Origin of the sequence: Paenibacillus sp. PAMC21692 (assembly GCF_014303795.1) — a bacterium.
Lineage (GTDB): Bacteria > Bacillota > Bacilli > Paenibacillales > Paenibacillaceae > Pristimantibacillus > Pristimantibacillus agaridevorans.
In genome coordinates this window covers 7,706,668-7,721,119 of sequence record NZ_CP060293.1, presented here as the reverse complement: position 1 = coordinate 7,721,119, position 14,452 = coordinate 7,706,668, and the positions used below count along the sequence as shown (strand labels likewise).

The 14,452-nt window shown below is 55.0% G+C and carries 16 protein-coding genes; 10 read left to right on the top strand and 6 right to left on the bottom strand.

The window, feature by feature from the left end; genetic code table 11:
- Positions 1 to 104: 104 nt before the first annotated feature.
- From H7F31_RS30815 to H7F31_RS30785, 7 genes are all read left to right on the top strand, one after another.
- The gene (locus H7F31_RS30815; RefSeq protein WP_187101944.1) at positions 105 to 875 is read left to right on the top strand and encodes an NUDIX domain-containing protein; all 771 of its coding nucleotides are present in this window, start codon (positions 105 to 107) and stop codon (positions 873 to 875) included.
- Positions 876 to 932: 57 nt separating this feature from the next.
- Entirely contained in the window at positions 933 to 1,583 is a 651-nt protein-coding gene (pnuC, locus tag H7F31_RS30810; protein WP_187101943.1) for a nicotinamide riboside transporter PnuC, read from the top strand.
- On the top strand, positions 1,576 to 2,568 hold the full coding sequence (locus tag H7F31_RS30805; protein WP_187101942.1) for an AAA family ATPase: 993 nt from the start codon (positions 1,576 to 1,578) through the stop codon (positions 2,566 to 2,568). Before pnuC ends, H7F31_RS30805 begins: the two co-directional genes overlap by 8 nt.
- Positions 2,569 to 2,604: 36 nt before the next feature.
- Positions 2,605 to 3,525 (top strand): ADP-ribosylglycohydrolase family protein, encoded by a 921-nt coding sequence (locus tag H7F31_RS30800; protein WP_397373402.1) that lies wholly within the window; start codon positions 2,605 to 2,607, stop codon positions 3,523 to 3,525.
- A 100-nt stretch (positions 3,526 to 3,625) separates the two neighbouring features.
- Entirely contained in the window at positions 3,626 to 4,630 is a 1,005-nt protein-coding gene (locus H7F31_RS30795) for a helix-turn-helix transcriptional regulator (protein WP_187101940.1), read from the top strand.
- Positions 4,623 to 4,925, top strand: a complete 303-nt coding sequence (locus H7F31_RS30790; protein ID WP_187101939.1) for a putative quinol monooxygenase — start codon at positions 4,623 to 4,625, stop codon at positions 4,923 to 4,925. The genes H7F31_RS30795 and H7F31_RS30790 overlap by 8 nt, the downstream gene beginning before the upstream one ends.
- Positions 4,926 to 5,074: 149 nt before the next feature.
- The gene (locus H7F31_RS30785) at positions 5,075 to 5,830 is read left to right on the top strand and encodes a YheC/YheD family protein (protein WP_187101938.1); all 756 of its coding nucleotides are present in this window, start codon (positions 5,075 to 5,077) and stop codon (positions 5,828 to 5,830) included.
- A 91-nt stretch (positions 5,831 to 5,921) separates the two neighbouring features.
- Here the strand turns inward: H7F31_RS30785 and H7F31_RS30780 are convergent, their stop codons facing one another.
- Positions 5,922 to 6,470 carry a DUF1697 domain-containing protein gene (locus tag H7F31_RS30780; RefSeq protein ID WP_187101937.1) on the bottom strand — a complete coding sequence of 183 codons (549 nt, stop codon included), beginning with the start codon at positions 6,468 to 6,470 and terminating at the stop codon, positions 5,922 to 5,924.
- Between the two features lie 430 nt (positions 6,471 to 6,900).
- Here H7F31_RS30780 and H7F31_RS30775 point away from each other — a divergent pair, with 430 nt between their 5' ends.
- Entirely contained in the window at positions 6,901 to 8,331 is a 1,431-nt protein-coding gene (locus H7F31_RS30775) for a stalk domain-containing protein (protein WP_222622729.1), read from the top strand.
- Positions 8,332 to 8,568: 237 nt separating this feature from the next.
- Here H7F31_RS30775 and H7F31_RS30770 read toward each other — a convergent pair whose 3' ends face one another.
- Both H7F31_RS30770 and H7F31_RS30765 read right to left on the bottom strand, forming a co-directional pair.
- Positions 8,569 to 9,435 carry a DUF975 family protein gene (locus tag H7F31_RS30770; RefSeq protein WP_187101936.1) on the bottom strand — a complete coding sequence of 289 codons (867 nt, stop codon included), beginning with the start codon at positions 9,433 to 9,435 and terminating at the stop codon, positions 8,569 to 8,571.
- A 155-nt stretch (positions 9,436 to 9,590) separates the two neighbouring features.
- Positions 9,591 to 10,355 carry a TetR/AcrR family transcriptional regulator gene (locus H7F31_RS30765; RefSeq protein WP_187101935.1) on the bottom strand — a complete coding sequence of 255 codons (765 nt, stop codon included), beginning with the start codon at positions 10,353 to 10,355 and terminating at the stop codon, positions 9,591 to 9,593.
- A 206-nt stretch (positions 10,356 to 10,561) separates the two neighbouring features.
- Between H7F31_RS30765 and H7F31_RS30760 the strand changes: the two genes are divergently transcribed.
- Both H7F31_RS30760 and H7F31_RS30755 read left to right on the top strand, forming a co-directional pair.
- On the top strand, positions 10,562 to 11,542 hold the full coding sequence (locus tag H7F31_RS30760) for an ATP-binding cassette domain-containing protein (RefSeq protein WP_187101934.1): 981 nt from the start codon (positions 10,562 to 10,564) through the stop codon (positions 11,540 to 11,542).
- Entirely contained in the window at positions 11,539 to 12,375 is an 837-nt protein-coding gene (locus H7F31_RS30755) for an ABC transporter permease (RefSeq protein WP_261800193.1), read from the top strand. Before H7F31_RS30760 ends, H7F31_RS30755 begins: the two co-directional genes overlap by 4 nt.
- Before the next feature lie 240 nt (positions 12,376 to 12,615).
- On the opposite strand, the gene H7F31_RS30750 is transcribed toward H7F31_RS30755, so the two are convergent.
- From H7F31_RS30750 to H7F31_RS30740, 3 genes are read right to left on the bottom strand one after another with little or no spacing between them, the layout of a single operon-like run.
- Positions 12,616 to 13,578, bottom strand: a complete 963-nt coding sequence (locus H7F31_RS30750; protein ID WP_187101933.1) for an NAD(P)-dependent alcohol dehydrogenase — start codon at positions 13,576 to 13,578, stop codon at positions 12,616 to 12,618.
- 2 nt (positions 13,579 to 13,580) lie between these two features.
- Positions 13,581 to 13,796: a helix-turn-helix transcriptional regulator gene (locus H7F31_RS30745; protein ID WP_187101932.1), complete on the bottom strand. Its 216-nt coding sequence runs from the start codon at positions 13,794 to 13,796 to the stop codon at positions 13,581 to 13,583.
- Between the two features lies 1 nt (position 13,797).
- Positions 13,798 to 14,244, bottom strand: a complete 447-nt coding sequence (locus H7F31_RS30740) for a hypothetical protein (protein WP_187101931.1) — start codon at positions 14,242 to 14,244, stop codon at positions 13,798 to 13,800.
- Between the last annotated feature and the right edge of the window lie 208 nt (positions 14,245 to 14,452).

Here is a 14,452-nt window from a genome sequence, read left to right as displayed (position 1 = left end):
ATCAATGAAGGTAAGGGTTGACATTTCAATCAATTATGTCATAATGATGTTATCAAATTGACATTCCGTGAACGAGAACAAATTAGTTAAGCAGGTGAATTCAATTGTCTAACGAAGAACATCCCGACGCCTATTCGCCCGAAAACTTCCGTACGCCGGACGGCGCTCCCAGCGATATCGTCATCTTTACGATAACGTCCAGAGAGAAGGCGACGCCGAAGAAGGCATTGCCGACGCGAGAGCTGCAGGTGCTGCTGATCAAGCGGAAGGTCTGGCCCTACGAAGGCAAGTGGGCGCTGCCCGGCGGCTTTTGCAAGGAGACGGAAAGCATGTACGAATGCGCGCAGCGCGAGCTGAGGGAAGAAGCGGGCGTAACGGACGTGCATATGGAATACTTCAACGTTTACAGCAAGCCCGGCCGCGATCCGCGAGGCTGGATTCTGTCCCATGCTTACTTCGCATTGGTGCACGAGCACAAGCTTATCAATCGGAGAGCGGATACCGACGCGTCCGATGTCCGCCTGTTCCCACTGGAGGAGGCGCTTGCCATGGAGCTTGGCTTCGATCATGGCGACATGCTTCGCGACGCGCTTGCGAGAGTTCGAGAGAAAATGCTGACGACGACGATCGCGCGGGAGTTTCTGCCCGAGGAATTTACGATCAGCGAGCTGTACCAGGTCATACAGACCGTTGTACCGACGTTCGAGGAGCCCAACTTTATCCGCAAGATTACGTCCACGCAAAGCCGCCAAGGCATTATCGAAGAAGCGCGGGATTCCGAAGGCCGGCCCAAGTCGTCCAATCGTTATTCTCAGCGTGCTGCCCAGCTTTACCGATTCACCGATTATTCGCCGGGGCTGTCTATTTACGGCTAGGCGATTTTCTTCTCGCTTTTGATATTATCATATCGACAATATAAGGAGGCGCTTATCATGAACAACAAATGGCTCCTGCCGCTATTATTCGCCGCGATGCTGGCCATCGCCTGGTTCACGTCCTCGACGACGCTGGAAATCGTCGCTACAACTACGGGACTGCTCAGCGTATGGCTGACCGCCAGGCAGAATATCTGGGCTTGGCCTGTCGGATTGGTTAATGTCGGCTGCTTCTTCTTCATGTTCCTGGAGGTGAAGCTGTATGCCGACATGATGCTGCAGGTCGTGTTCTTCGTGCTGAGCATCTACGGCTGGATCGTCTGGCTGACCAAACGGGAAAACGCCAAGGTACGCCCGACGCGGAATTTGACGAAGCCGCTTGCGATTCTTCTCGGCATGCTGGCCGTCGCCGTGACGGCGCTATGGGGGTACTTGCTTCACACGCACACCGACGCTTCGATTCCGTACGCGGATGCTTTTATCGCCACTCTCAGCCTGATTGCCCAATTTCTGCTCTCTTCGAAAATTTTGCAAAACTGGCTCGTCTGGATCGCCGTGGATGTATTGTCGGTCGCGATGTACTTCTACAAGGAGCTTTATGCGCTGGCGTTCCTGTACGTCATCTTCCTCGGCATTGCGACGAGCGGATATGTTTCGTGGAAGCGGGATTACGATAGAGCTATGAAGGGGGGAACCACCCATGGATGAGCGGCGGATCGGATTGACGCTGGGGAAGTTCGCTCCGCTCCATAAGGGGCATCAATACATGATCGAGACCGCGCTCGAGGAGATGGATGAAGTCATTGTGATCATCTATGACTGCCCCGAGACGATTTCGATTCCGCTGCATGTCCGCGCCGACTGGATTCGCAGGTTGTATCCGGGGACGGATGTCATCGAAGCTTGGGACGGACCCAAGGAGACCGGCTATACGGCGGAGATTATGAAAGCTCAGGAGGACTACGTCCTGGGTCTGCTCGGGGAGCGCAAGGTCACGCATTTCTACTCCAGCGAGCCGTACGGCGAGCACATGAGCGTCGCGCTGAACGCCGTTAACCGCCAAGTCGATCTCCAGCGGCTGAGTGTTCCCGTATCCGGTACGGCAGTGAGGGACGCCCCTTATGAAAACCGGCATTATCTGCATCCCGTCGTGTTTCGAGACTTGGTGACCAAGGTCGTATTTTTGGGCGCGCCTTCGACGGGCAAGACGACGTTGGCCGAAAGTATGGCGAGGCATTATAGAACAGCGTGGATGCCGGAGTACGGCCGCGAATATTGGGAGCGGCACCAGATCGACAGAAGACTGACGCTGGAGCAGCTGGAAGAGATTGCGACCGGCCATATAGCGCGCGAGGAGGCTTTGCTTCAAGAGTCGCGGGACGTCTTGTTCGTCGATACCAATGCCATTACGACGTATATGTTCTCGCAATATTACCACGGCGAGGCCACCCCGGGGCTGACAGCGCTGGCCGAGATAGCGGAGACGAGATACGGACTTGTCTTCGTATGCGATGCGGATATTCCTTATGACGATACTTGGGATCGTTCGGGCGAGGTGCAGCGCGAGGAATTCCAACTGGCGATCGTAAACGATCTCAGGGAGAGAGGCGTGCCGTTCCAGATCCTGCGAGGTACTCTCCGGGAGCGGGAGGAGCAAGTGGCGGAGGCACTCAAACGTTTGGATCCGCTATGAACATTGTTGAAGGTCGAATAGGTTTCATGGAAGGAGATGCGGCATATGGCGGATGCGAAAGTTTTTGACCGATTAAAGGGAGGCTTATATGGCGTAGCTATTGGCGATGCGCTCGGAGGGACGACTGAGTTCATGAGCGTAAAGGAGATTGAAGAGAAACACGGCTTCTTGACGGAAATCATCGGCGGAGGAGTCTGGCGTCTTGCGCCAGGCGAGGTGACGGACGATACGATGATGACGTTATGCGTGGCGGATGGCATCTTGCTGCAGCCCCGCCAGCCGCTCGATCCAATCGGCGAGAAGTTTCTGGAGTGGTACGGAACGCGGCCGAAGGATGTCGGCAACATAATCCGCTATGCCATCGAGCACTACGAAGGGAATTGGTTCGAAGCCGCCCTGTACACGGACCAGATGATGGGACAAAGCGCCGGCAACGGGTCTCTGATGCGATGCCTGCCCGCTGCGCTGGCATATCCGGGATTGGCCGAAGCGGAGCATATCGCTCGCCTGCAATCCCGCATGACGCACTATGATTCGAGGTGTGACGAAGCATGCGCGATCTATACGCGCATCGCATACAGACTGTTGCAAGGAGAGGAGCTGCGCGATGCTCTTTGGACGGAGGTGAAGGGCACGGAATACGAGCCTGCGCTGACGGACCCGCCGAATTGCGAGCCTGGCGGTTTCGTCGTCCATACGATGCTTTGGGTTGTCTATCTGCTCGCCGCGTCGACCGGCTTCGAGCAAGTGGTGCAGCGGGCGGCCAACCTTGGAGGAGATTCCGATACGATCGGTGCCATTGCGGGGGGCCTGGCAGGCATTTATTGCGGTTATGCGGGAATTCCGGCTCGTTATGCGGAAGCCATTCTTATTCGGGAACGGCTGGATGATACCGCGGCGGCGTTAATGGATATTCGCAAAGGCAGCAATGGCCAAGTAATACAGGCCAGAGGGTAGATATTATAGATTTAAGAAACTATCCCTGACCGTCTTTGTCAGGGATAGTCGGTTATACTAGACATATAACCGTCTACCGAATTAGGGGAGGGTGGTTGGAATGGGCAAAGCTGATAATATGCTGGCGATCCTATGGATGCTTCGCTCCGGCAAACGTATGACCGCGGGGCAATTGGCCGAGGAGCTTGGCATTCATGTAAGGTCCGTTTACCGCTACATCGACTCGCTATGCGCCAGCGGCGTGCCGATCGTGGCGGACAGCGGCCCCAGCGGCGGCTACAGCATCCTTAGCCGCTTCAAGGACTCGCCCCTGCTCTTCGATCACGAGGAACAGAGGAGTCTTATCCATGCCTCCGTGTTCGCCAGGGAAGCCGGTTATCCGCATTCGGTCGCTTTGGAGCGGGCGATAGGAAAGCTGAAGCAATACGCGAACGAGAAACAGCTGGATCTTTTGGAGCGGCATGAGCAGGGCTTGTCCGTCATTTCGCCTCCCCTAGAAGACAAGTACCAGCGATTCCTTCGGATGCTGGAGGATGCCGCGGGTCAAGGGCAAACGCTTCGGATGGCGTATGACAAGGGCAAAGGCGACCAGGTACCGGCAAGGCTGTTCGACCCGTACGGAATCGTGTACTGGAAGGGCAACTGGTATGCGGTTGGCTATTGCGGATACCGCGAAGACATTCGCAGCTTCCGCGTCGACCGAATGACCGGACTGCATGCAACGGATCTCGGCTTCCATCGGCCGGCCGCATTTTCCGCTAGAGATTTCCTGCTGTCGCATCTGCTTCCGTCCGAAGGAGACAGTCGGAGCATGGAGACTGTTCTCATTCGGGGACAAGAGCAAGTGTTGAACGAATTATGCCGGCACTGGTTGTTCGGCCATGCTTTGGCCGAGCGTCAGCCGGAGGCCGCCGTCTTCCGGTTGGATAGCGCCTTGTTGTCGACGTATGTGCCTTATTTCCTAATGCCTTACAGCACCTCGCTGACCATCGAATCGGTGCCTCTGGCCAGACGCATGGCGGAAGCGTGCAGAACCATGGCGGAGCATTACGGGGCGATGTTAACGAATCTGGAGTTACGAGGAGAGGGAGAAGAAGATGGATAAATTTACGATGTTTGGACAACTGAAGGCTCATCCTGGAATGAGGGATGAGCTTGCGAGACGGATGCTTGAAAGCGCGGAGACTTTGGAAGGAATGGATGGCTGCCTCTTCTATATTTTAAACGAGTCGGAGGAGGATCCCGATGCGTTATGGATCATGGAGCTGTGGGAGAACAAAGAAGCCCACGCCGCGTCGTTGAAGAACGAGAAGGTGAGAGCTTTGATTCAGAGCTGCATGCCTTTGATCGCGGGAACCGGCTCCGTGCCGATACGTCCTATTGGCGGGAAAGGTTTGTAATCTTGAAGGTATAATTGAAGGCTATGACGATAATCATCATTCCGCAGGCTTGGAAGCAGCGGGACGATGATTATTTTTTAGTAGACTCCCGCACGAGCAGATAGAGAGAGCCATCCATATGCTAGGGAAGGAAGGGAGATGGACGATAAATGAAGTATAGAAGCAACACATACAAGAGCAAATGGGTCAAAACGAAGTGGCTGATGGGCAGCGGCAAGATCCGTGCCTATGTCCCGGCGACAAAGCCGTTTAGCCGAAATAATCTGCAGGAGATGATGGGCCGATTTGCGACGGTCTATTGCAAGCCTACGAGCGGCTCCGGCGGAGCTGGCATCATGCGGGTGAAGAAGAAGAATGGCGGATATTTGCTGCAGCATGCAACGGGACAAAGTCGGCTAGGCAGCATGGACTCGCTGTATGCACGGATGAAATCCAGAATCGGGGGACGTTCCTATTTGCTGCAAAAAGGAATTTCGCTCGCAAAGTCAAACGGCAGGCCGTTCGATACGCGCGTAATGGTGCAAAAGACGAATCAAGGGAAGTGGGTCAGCACCGCGCTGTTTACGAAGATCGGCCGTCCAGGCAAGGTGGCGACTAATTACAAGCAAGGGGGAAGCATCGGCTACTTCCGGCATACGATGGCGGGCGCGGGCTTCGGAGCCGGTCGGATTTCGAGCAAGGAGACGGAGCTGAAGCGGCTAGGCCGCCAGGTAGGCGGCGTCTTCGACCGTCGCGGGAAAGGCTTCCGGGAACTGGGCTTGGATGTGGCGATGGACGGCGACGGCCGCGTCTGGATTCTGGAGGTCAATACAAGTCCGCAGTTCTACCCGCTAAAGAACATGAAGGACAAGAGCTTGTACCGCCGCATTATGTCGTATGCCAAGCAGTATGGCCGTAAAGGCTGACATGGGAACGACTGCCTTCGGCGCGAACGAGCCACTCTGGCGGCTCTTTAGGCTTGGGCTCCGCGACCGTGATGCCCAGAAGATGCCGCCATCAAAGCTCGGCCGCCGCTTTCATCAGATCATGGATTTTGCGAGCCGTATTGACGTTGCGAACAGTGACGTTGGAATAAAATTTGGTGCCGATGATCTTGTTCATCCCGCTTCGGCCTGCATGCTGTCGATCGTACGACCATAGAACTGCGCCCGGGATGTAGATAACCCGGTCTATCTCGGGGGTAAGCTTTAGCCCTTCCAGTACGGATTCGTTGTCGATCTCCTCCCACAGATAAAGCACATCGCTTTTCATCTCCCCGTCATTGGCCCAATGCTCCGGCAGCGCGGCCATGATGGCTGCGATCTGCTCGATTGTACGGACCATGACTTTAATGGACAGTCCGAAGTCCGAAGCGATGGCTTCCTCCAGCAGGGAGGATAGTTCCGGGGCGGTGCGACTGTCATCCGTAAAAATAATATTGCCGGTATTAATGTACGTAACCACGTTGCTGAGACCAGCCCGCTCGAACGTTGCTTTCAGTTCCTTCATATTAATTTTGTTGTTGCCGCCTACATTGATGCCTCGCAATAATGCGATATATACCATGGTCTGTGATACCTCCTGCGCGTGGGGAATCGAAAGCTACTATATAGAAGCATTATACTAAAAAATCTTCCGAAAGGCAGAAGAAGAGGCATTCCGGTTTGAAACCAAATGAAAAGCGTTCAGTCTGCCCAGGTACGGGCAAACCGAACGCTTTTAGAATTTCGATTCGTCTACTCATTATGGTGACCAACCGTTTCGGCCTAATGCTATTATTGGCTCTTTTTTTGTTTTTGTAACCTGCATTACATAATTCTACTAAAGGATATGTTATAACTGAAACTGAAGAAAGATTAGCGATGATCGTTTCCTTCAATTGAAATGGAAGTATGGACAGGTCAACCTCTCCGATCTATTGGAAAGGTTTTTTTATGCACGAAAGTTACTTGAAACAGGAGATGAATTTACATTTTTTAATAGGGAGATGAAGAGAGTGGGACTAAAAAGTAGATTAAGAAGACGGAGATGGCATAAGGTTGCGAGCTTAACGCTTCTTACCGTGCTGCTGCTGTTCGCGCCGGTTGCTCAAGCAGCAGGTGTATCCATCAATGTAGACGGAAAAGTCGTCAAGGAGAACATGAATGCAGTTGTAAAGAAAGGGACGATGATAGCGCCAGTTCAAGACATCGCGGAGCTGCTTGGCGCTACATATTCGTGGAACGAGAGGACGAGCACGCTTACGGTCAAAAAAGGCGATACGGTTGTGACTTTCTTAGAAAATTCGCTTAAGGCGTCTGTCGCGGTTAACGATAACCGTATCGAGGTTGCGCTCGGACAACCTATGCAGAACGTCGCCGGCGAGCAACTTGTGCCCATTCGGTTCTTGGCGGAGCTGTTCGGAGCCAGCGTGAATTGGAATCAGGGATTACAGCAAGTGCAGCTCCTGCTTGGTGCGGTCAAGGGCGACAAAGGAGAGAAGGGAGAGAAGGGCGACAAAGGCGATGCGGGGGCCGCTGGGGCGACCGGTCCGTCCGGCTCAACGGGACCGGCGGGTATGGCGGGTCCGGTGGGTCCGGCAGGCCCTCAAGGGGAGCAAGGCCTTCCGGGGCTTATCGGTCCGGAAGGACCACAAGGTCTCCAAGGTCTGCAAGGCGATCCCGGTCCAGCGGGAGAAGCGGGCGCAGATGGAGCTGTTGGCCCGGCGGGCCCCCAAGGGGAGCAAGGCCTGCCTGGTCTCGTCGGACCGCAAGGAACGCAGGGTCTAGTAGGTCCGCAGGGCAATCCCGGCCCGGCGGGAGAAGCGGGCGCAGATGGAGCTGTTGGCCCGGCGGGCCCCCAAGGGGAGCAAGGCCTGCCTGGTCTCGTCGGACCGCAAGGACCGCAGGGTCTAGCAGGCCCGCAGGGCGATCCCGGTCCCGCAGGCCCGGCTGGAGCGAACTATACCGCTGAGGGATTCTCGGCATCTTTAGTTCCGACAACGGTTACGAATACCCAGACGCTCAGCGGCTGGAATGTCGCATCTCCGTTTTATGCAAACCTGGGATTCGATCCGGCTACCGGCCAATTCGTTGTGCCTGCCACAGGCAGATATGCTATTAAGGCTACGGTGAATTACAAGACGACGGCAGCGGTTACCATCTCGCTGGGAGCGGGTATTGATCCATATTTCGCAGTACAACGCGTATCGCCAATGGAATCCACGCTGGTATCCGGCGTCATTCCGATTTTGAATGTGAACGTAGCGCTGGTTCTATCGCTTAGGGCGCCGCTTGGCAGCGCGACCGTTACGCTGGATGGGGAGGTTTATTTGAACGCGGGGGATGTTCTGGAGTTAAAATACTTCGACGACGGTATGACTTTTCCGTTGGATATCGGAAATAATACACCGACTACATGGTCCATCCACCAGTTGTCCGGCAACTAGGGCGTGTCTGAAAACCCGCTCTGGGGCATCTTTCACCGCCTTTCCACCCCCTGCTTCGTCACTTTTGCTTGACGTAGCCTTAGGTAACGACTTCACAAAAGTTCCTTGCATGGAACGAAAATTCGGCAAAATCTGCTCCCCTCAGAGTATTCAGACACGCCCAAATCGACGCAGACGCGTCCGCACCAAAAAGGCCTTCCTCCGCTAGCAGGGGGGAAGGCTTTTTCCATAAGATGGCTATACGTAGATCGGTGGAAGGTCATCCGTAAGCCGAAGCTCTTGCGGAGCCGTCATGCCGCGCTCCAATGCTTCCTTGCGCAGAGTCAGATAAAGCTCAGCCTTCGTTGCGTTATAATAAGGCAGCACAAAGAGGTAACCGACGAAGAGAGCCAGCAGACCCAGCAGGAACCAGCCGATAAAGCTGAGATCGAGCACGAAGATCCGGAATTTATGTCCTCGCGTCATCTGGTTGCTAAGCTGCACCGCCCGCCTGTAGCCGATGTTGGGATTATCCGCCAGAATGTAAGGCACGAGACTGTAGGCGTACGATTTGATAATTCCCGGAATAATGAGGAGCAGGTACCATAGGAAATTTAGCAGCCCCCGCCAGAACATGGATTTAATAATATCCACATATCGCCCCTTGCCGAACGCGTACCCCAGATTGTTAAGATTTGCATCCTGCTCGGCAGCTTGCTTGAAGTAGCGCCTGCTCCCGACCTCCAATGGAGACAGCAGGAAGATTCGGAATGCGAGCGCGAACAAGAGCACAATGATAAATACGATGACCATGATAATGATGAACGGTCCCCAGAAGCTCCATTCGATACTGGAAGAAGTGCCGTAGTCATCGTTATAGACAAAAGAATCGATTATATCTTCTTCGTCGAACAGATCGTCTTCGCTATAGCCGCTATCGACGGTGCTAAACGATTCTCTGAGGTCGCCCCAGTCGTTCGAACCTAGATTCAAGCTGAAATTTCCCCCGAAGCCGCCGCCTCCCCCGCCTACAAACAACAGGATGATGCTGACCAGGAATGCCTTCCAATACGTTGTCCTCAATACATTCTTAGCTCTCTGCTTTAGCTCCGCGCGTGTCCACATTGCCAATCCCCCCATATATGCTCTGCCTTTCATCTTACAATACGAAACACCGGAATTAAATAGAATATTTCCAGCGCTTCCGCATTTTTGAAAGATGATGGGGCTGTCGACGATGAGCCGAGGGCGAACTGCACTGATGCACGCTTAAGGCAAGGTTACGTGGCTTTCCCGATCAACGCGGCCGTGCCGGCGATAATGCGCTCCAAGCCGAATAGATAGGCATGCTCCGGACTATAGGCGCTTTGATGCATCTCGCCTGCGGCATTGCCCACGCGGGAAGATACGGGGAAACGGCTCCAGTCGGTTATATTGTCAAGCACGGGAGACAACTCGAGCCACCATTCGTTATCGTCCAGCTCGGAGGAGGCTTCGGTCCGTTGCATGCTGAATTGAAGCCGCGCGCAGCTCTCCACGTGCATGAGCAGAAGCGAAAGCGTGGAGTCCATCTCGATATCGGAGAGGCCGATTCCGTCCAGCGCGCATAGCTCAAGCTCGTATTTGAGCAAAACATGGGGACCCATCACGGGTCTTCTGCCGGAGAGGTCGACGATCCAGGGATGCTTCCGGTACAGCTCCCAGTTGGTCTTTGCGATGTAGCGTATCGCCTCGCTCCACTCTCCTCCGCATGCTCCCCGGATATCGCCGCCGCTGTCATATAGATCCGCCTGAGCTTTGTCCAGCATCAGGTCCAGCAGCTCGGACTTGCTGGGCACATAGGTATATAACGACATGGCGCCAACTCCCAGACGCTCCGCCACCTTGCGCATCGACAATTGCTCGATGCCGTTCTCATCGGCCATCTCCATGCCGGCAGATACGATCTTTTGCACGGTTAAGCCGCTTCGGCCCGGTACGGTCTGAGAGCCCCATAAGAGACTCAAGCTGCGGGCATAGTCATTTCCTTGTCCATTAGTGGGCATTGAAGGCAGATCTCCATTCCGATGATGTGATAACACTATTATACACGCGTGCATTGACAGTTAAAAGCGGTGGATGATACACTGTACCGTACAGTGTACGATAATGGTTTGCGGCAGAGATGCTAGACTCGAAGCCGCATTCCCGGACGTGCCGTAATCACGAGGCCAGACGCTGCTCTGGCTATTCGAAGGGGAGAATGCAAGCAATGGGAGCCCATGCGTATGCCATTCAAGCTCGCAATGTGAAGAAGCACTACGGGAGAACGAAGGAGGGACCGGGGCTGAACGGTCTCACGCTGAACGTGCCTGCGGGGAGTATCTTCGGACTTCTGGGTCCGAACGGAGCCGGGAAGACGACCGCGGTCAAAATATTGACGACGCTGCTCCGCATGGACGAAGGCAGCGCCACTGTCGCGGGGTACGACGTTAGCAAGGAGGGGCATCTCGTCCGTTCAAGGATCGGGCTGGCTGGACAATACGCCGCGGTCGACGAGCAACTGACGGGCTATCAGAACCTGGAGATGTTCGGACGTCTGAACCGACTGTCAAAGGGGCACGCAAGGAGGCGCGCCGAGGAATTGTTGATGCAATTCGATCTGACGGAAGCGGCGGGCAGAGCCGTGGGCAAATATTCGGGAGGGATGCGCAGGCGGCTTGATCTCGCTGCCAGTCTGATCGTGTCGCCGGACGTGCTGTTCGTCGACGAGCCGACGACCGGCCTGGACCCTCTCGCCAGACAAGAGGTGTGGGGGGCGATCCGCTCGCTTAAAGAAGCGGGGACAACCGTACTGCTCACGACGCAATATTTGGAGGAGGCGGACCAGCTTGCGGATCTGATCTCTATACTGAAGGACGGAAAAGTGATCAAAGAGGGCACGCCCGAGGCTCTAAAGTCTTCGTTCGGGGGCGACCGCTTGGAAGTGACGCTGCTAAGGCAAGAGGATGCGGTGGAGGCGGAACGTATTTTGCGCGAAATCGGCGGAGCTTCCGTTCTCGTAGACAACGCCGCGAACCGAATCAGCGTGCCGGTAACCGACCGTACGGGCTCGTTGCTAAAGGCGGCAAGCGCGTTCGCGGACTCGGGGCTGGAGCCGGAGGATATAGTTCTGCGCAGACCAACCTTGGACGAAGTATTCATTCATTTTACGGGACAGAACGGAGTATCGAATAAGGAGGAATCCAAATGATTGCGATGGAACGTAACGTGAAGAATATTCAACCCTCGGGCGCCTCACGTATCCGATATGCTTTCACCGATGTATGGGTATTGTCGAAGCGGGAGCTGCTGCATTGGGGAGGCAATCCTTGGGGGATTATGATCGGCTGGCTGTTCCCTGTCATGATGCTGCTTATGTTCGGCTACCTGTTCGGAGGTGCGATGGCGGTTCCCGGGGGAGGCTCGTACTTCGAATTTCTTATGCCGGGCATGTTTGCGATGACAATGTTTTTCGGTGTGGAGAGCACCGTCATGGCGGTAACGACTGATGCCTCGAAGGGCGTCACGGACCGATTTCGGTCGATGCCGATTCATGCTTCGGCCGTTCTGCTGGGTCGATGTATGGTCGATATGCTTAATTCGGTCATTGGGCTGCTTGTGTTGATCGCGACCGGTCTATTGCTCGGCTGGGGCTGGCATGAAGGCGCTGACCATGCGCTTGCGGCGTTCGGCCTTTTGCTGCTGCTGAGATTTTCGCTGCTGTGGGTCGGCATCTTCGTAGGTCTTCACGCGACGAATCCGCATAACGTGTCCATGGTGCAACTGCTGGTATGGCCGGTGGGTTTCCTGTCGAATGTCTTCGTCGATACGACGACGATGCCCGCTTGGCTGGGAGCCATCGCGGAGTTTAACCCTCTGTCGGCTACATCGACGGCGGCGAGGGAGCTGTTTGGCAACCCGGGCCTGCGCGGCGAGACCTGGATGTCTGAGCATGCCCTGCTGCTCGCCGCCTGCTGGCCCGTATTGCTCCTGGTGATTTTCTTGCCGCTGGCGGTGCGGAGCTATAGGAAGTTGAATCGGTAAACGCGTAACGGACATCAGCGACATTATTTGCGCTTTTTTCGATGGAATCCAAATCTAACGGACGGGAGCGGCGTTATTTGGTCGGAACGAAGCAAAATGATGCTCGGATGGCACAAATAGAGCTGTGTATGTCCGTTAGATTTTAGAAACTATAGAAAATCAAAGAATAACGTCGCTCCTGTCCGTTACGTTGCAGACTCGCTCGCGCCTATGAAACTTAAAAACTTATTCTACACGCGCTCAGAACGTAATAACCACATTCCCTTTTTTGCGTTCCGTATCCACGTAAGCGTGCGCTTCCGGAACTTGCTCCAGCGCATACTCTCGATCAATATTCGCGCGGAGCTTCCCGACGTTGAAGAGCTCGGTTATATAGTGAAGGTTATCCTTGTTCTGCATGAGGCCGGCCGTTGCGAATTTGGCTTTGCGGCCTCGCGACAAGGAGGAGAGGAGGACGGCGAATAAAATCGACATGGACGGGACGGTGGAGAGGTAGACGCCGTTGGCCGTGAGCGATCGCTTGCAATCGCGGAATGTTCGTTTGCCGACAGCGTCGAAGATCACGTCATACGCATGGCCATTCTGCGTAAAATCCTCGCGGGTGTAATCGATAACCGCATCGGCGCCGTTTGCAAGCACCAGCGCCGAGTTCGCGCCGCTGCATACGCCGGTTACCTCTGCGCCGAATACCTTGGCGAGTTGTACGGCTGCCAGCCCGACCGCCCCGGAGGCGCCGTTGACCAGCACTTTCTGGCCGTGCTTAAGCTTGGCTTTGTCGCGAAGGAAGGTCAGCGCCGTGGGGGTACCGTCGCAGATCGCGGCGGCTTCCGCGAACGTCATGCCGTCCGGCATCACCGCAATCGGCTTGGATTCCGGCAGGCATTTGTATTCGGCATGGGCGCCGGAAGTAGCCGCGCTAATGCCGAATACGCGATCCCCGACGCGAAACTGCTTAACGTCGCGGCCGACGGCGTCGACGACTCCCGCAAGCTCCGTGCCCAGGATGGGCTGCTTGGGTTGCTTCAGCCCGTAGACGAGCCTCACGATGAAGGGGTCTCCCTTGCGGAAGGCGCAATGCGACGGACCGACGGTAGCGGCCGCTACACGAATGCGAACTTCATTATCCCCCGGCTCCGGCTTAGCGACATCCTGCAACTGCAAGACGTCCGGAGAGCCGTATCTCGTACAGACGATCGCTTTCATCCTCATTCCTCCTCGAAATAAAAAACTTCCTCAAGCGGAACGTCGAAGGCGCGCGCGATACGGAACGCGAGCTCCAGCGAGGGCGAATAATTGCCCTTCTCGATGGTGACGATGGTCTGCCGCGTGACGCCTGCCAGATCCGCGAGCTGCTGCTGCGTCATCTCGTTCCGGTTGAAGCGAAGCTTGCGCACATGATTGCCAATCAGACTTTTGCCCATGTCAGACTCCCCTGCGATAGTAATACAACTGCGCGATATACCCGGCGACCTCCGACAGGAAGGCGAAGCCGACGAAAGTGACGAACATCGTGTTCGGCGTCATGCCGAGCGCGAGCGTGCCCATGGCCAGCACGGTACCCATGCTGAACGTGTAATGGGTAACCCGGGTCGCCTTCAGATCGATCAGCTTGTCGAGCTCGTCGGCGAATGAAGGTTCGTCTTCGTTCGTGACCATCCGGTTAATGATCGAGAAGATGATATGCAGAATAATTTTCGCGACGATGGTGACCGGGATCAGCACGATGACGAAGAGGCCCCAAAAGCGGAAAGGAGCCTCTTGATCAAGAATGCCGAAGGGCGCGTTTTGAAAGACGTACAAGCAATAAGAGCCGAAGATGAGGAAGGTGCAGAGCAAATAAAAGAGCGTTTTTTTCTCTTGAAAGGACAAACGGAACGCCTCCTCGACGCATGATAAGTAAAGTTCGATATACACAATGTAAAATAAACTATACATGAAGTCAAGTTAATTTTACCAAAAGTAGAAAAGTGGTCGATCATTGAATAGCGAAGAGGAGGCCGTCGATTCATGGTGTGCAAAACTGGAAATGAGGCTGCAATCCATCATCGCCAACCTGTTAACGGAAACGAGGGCCCTT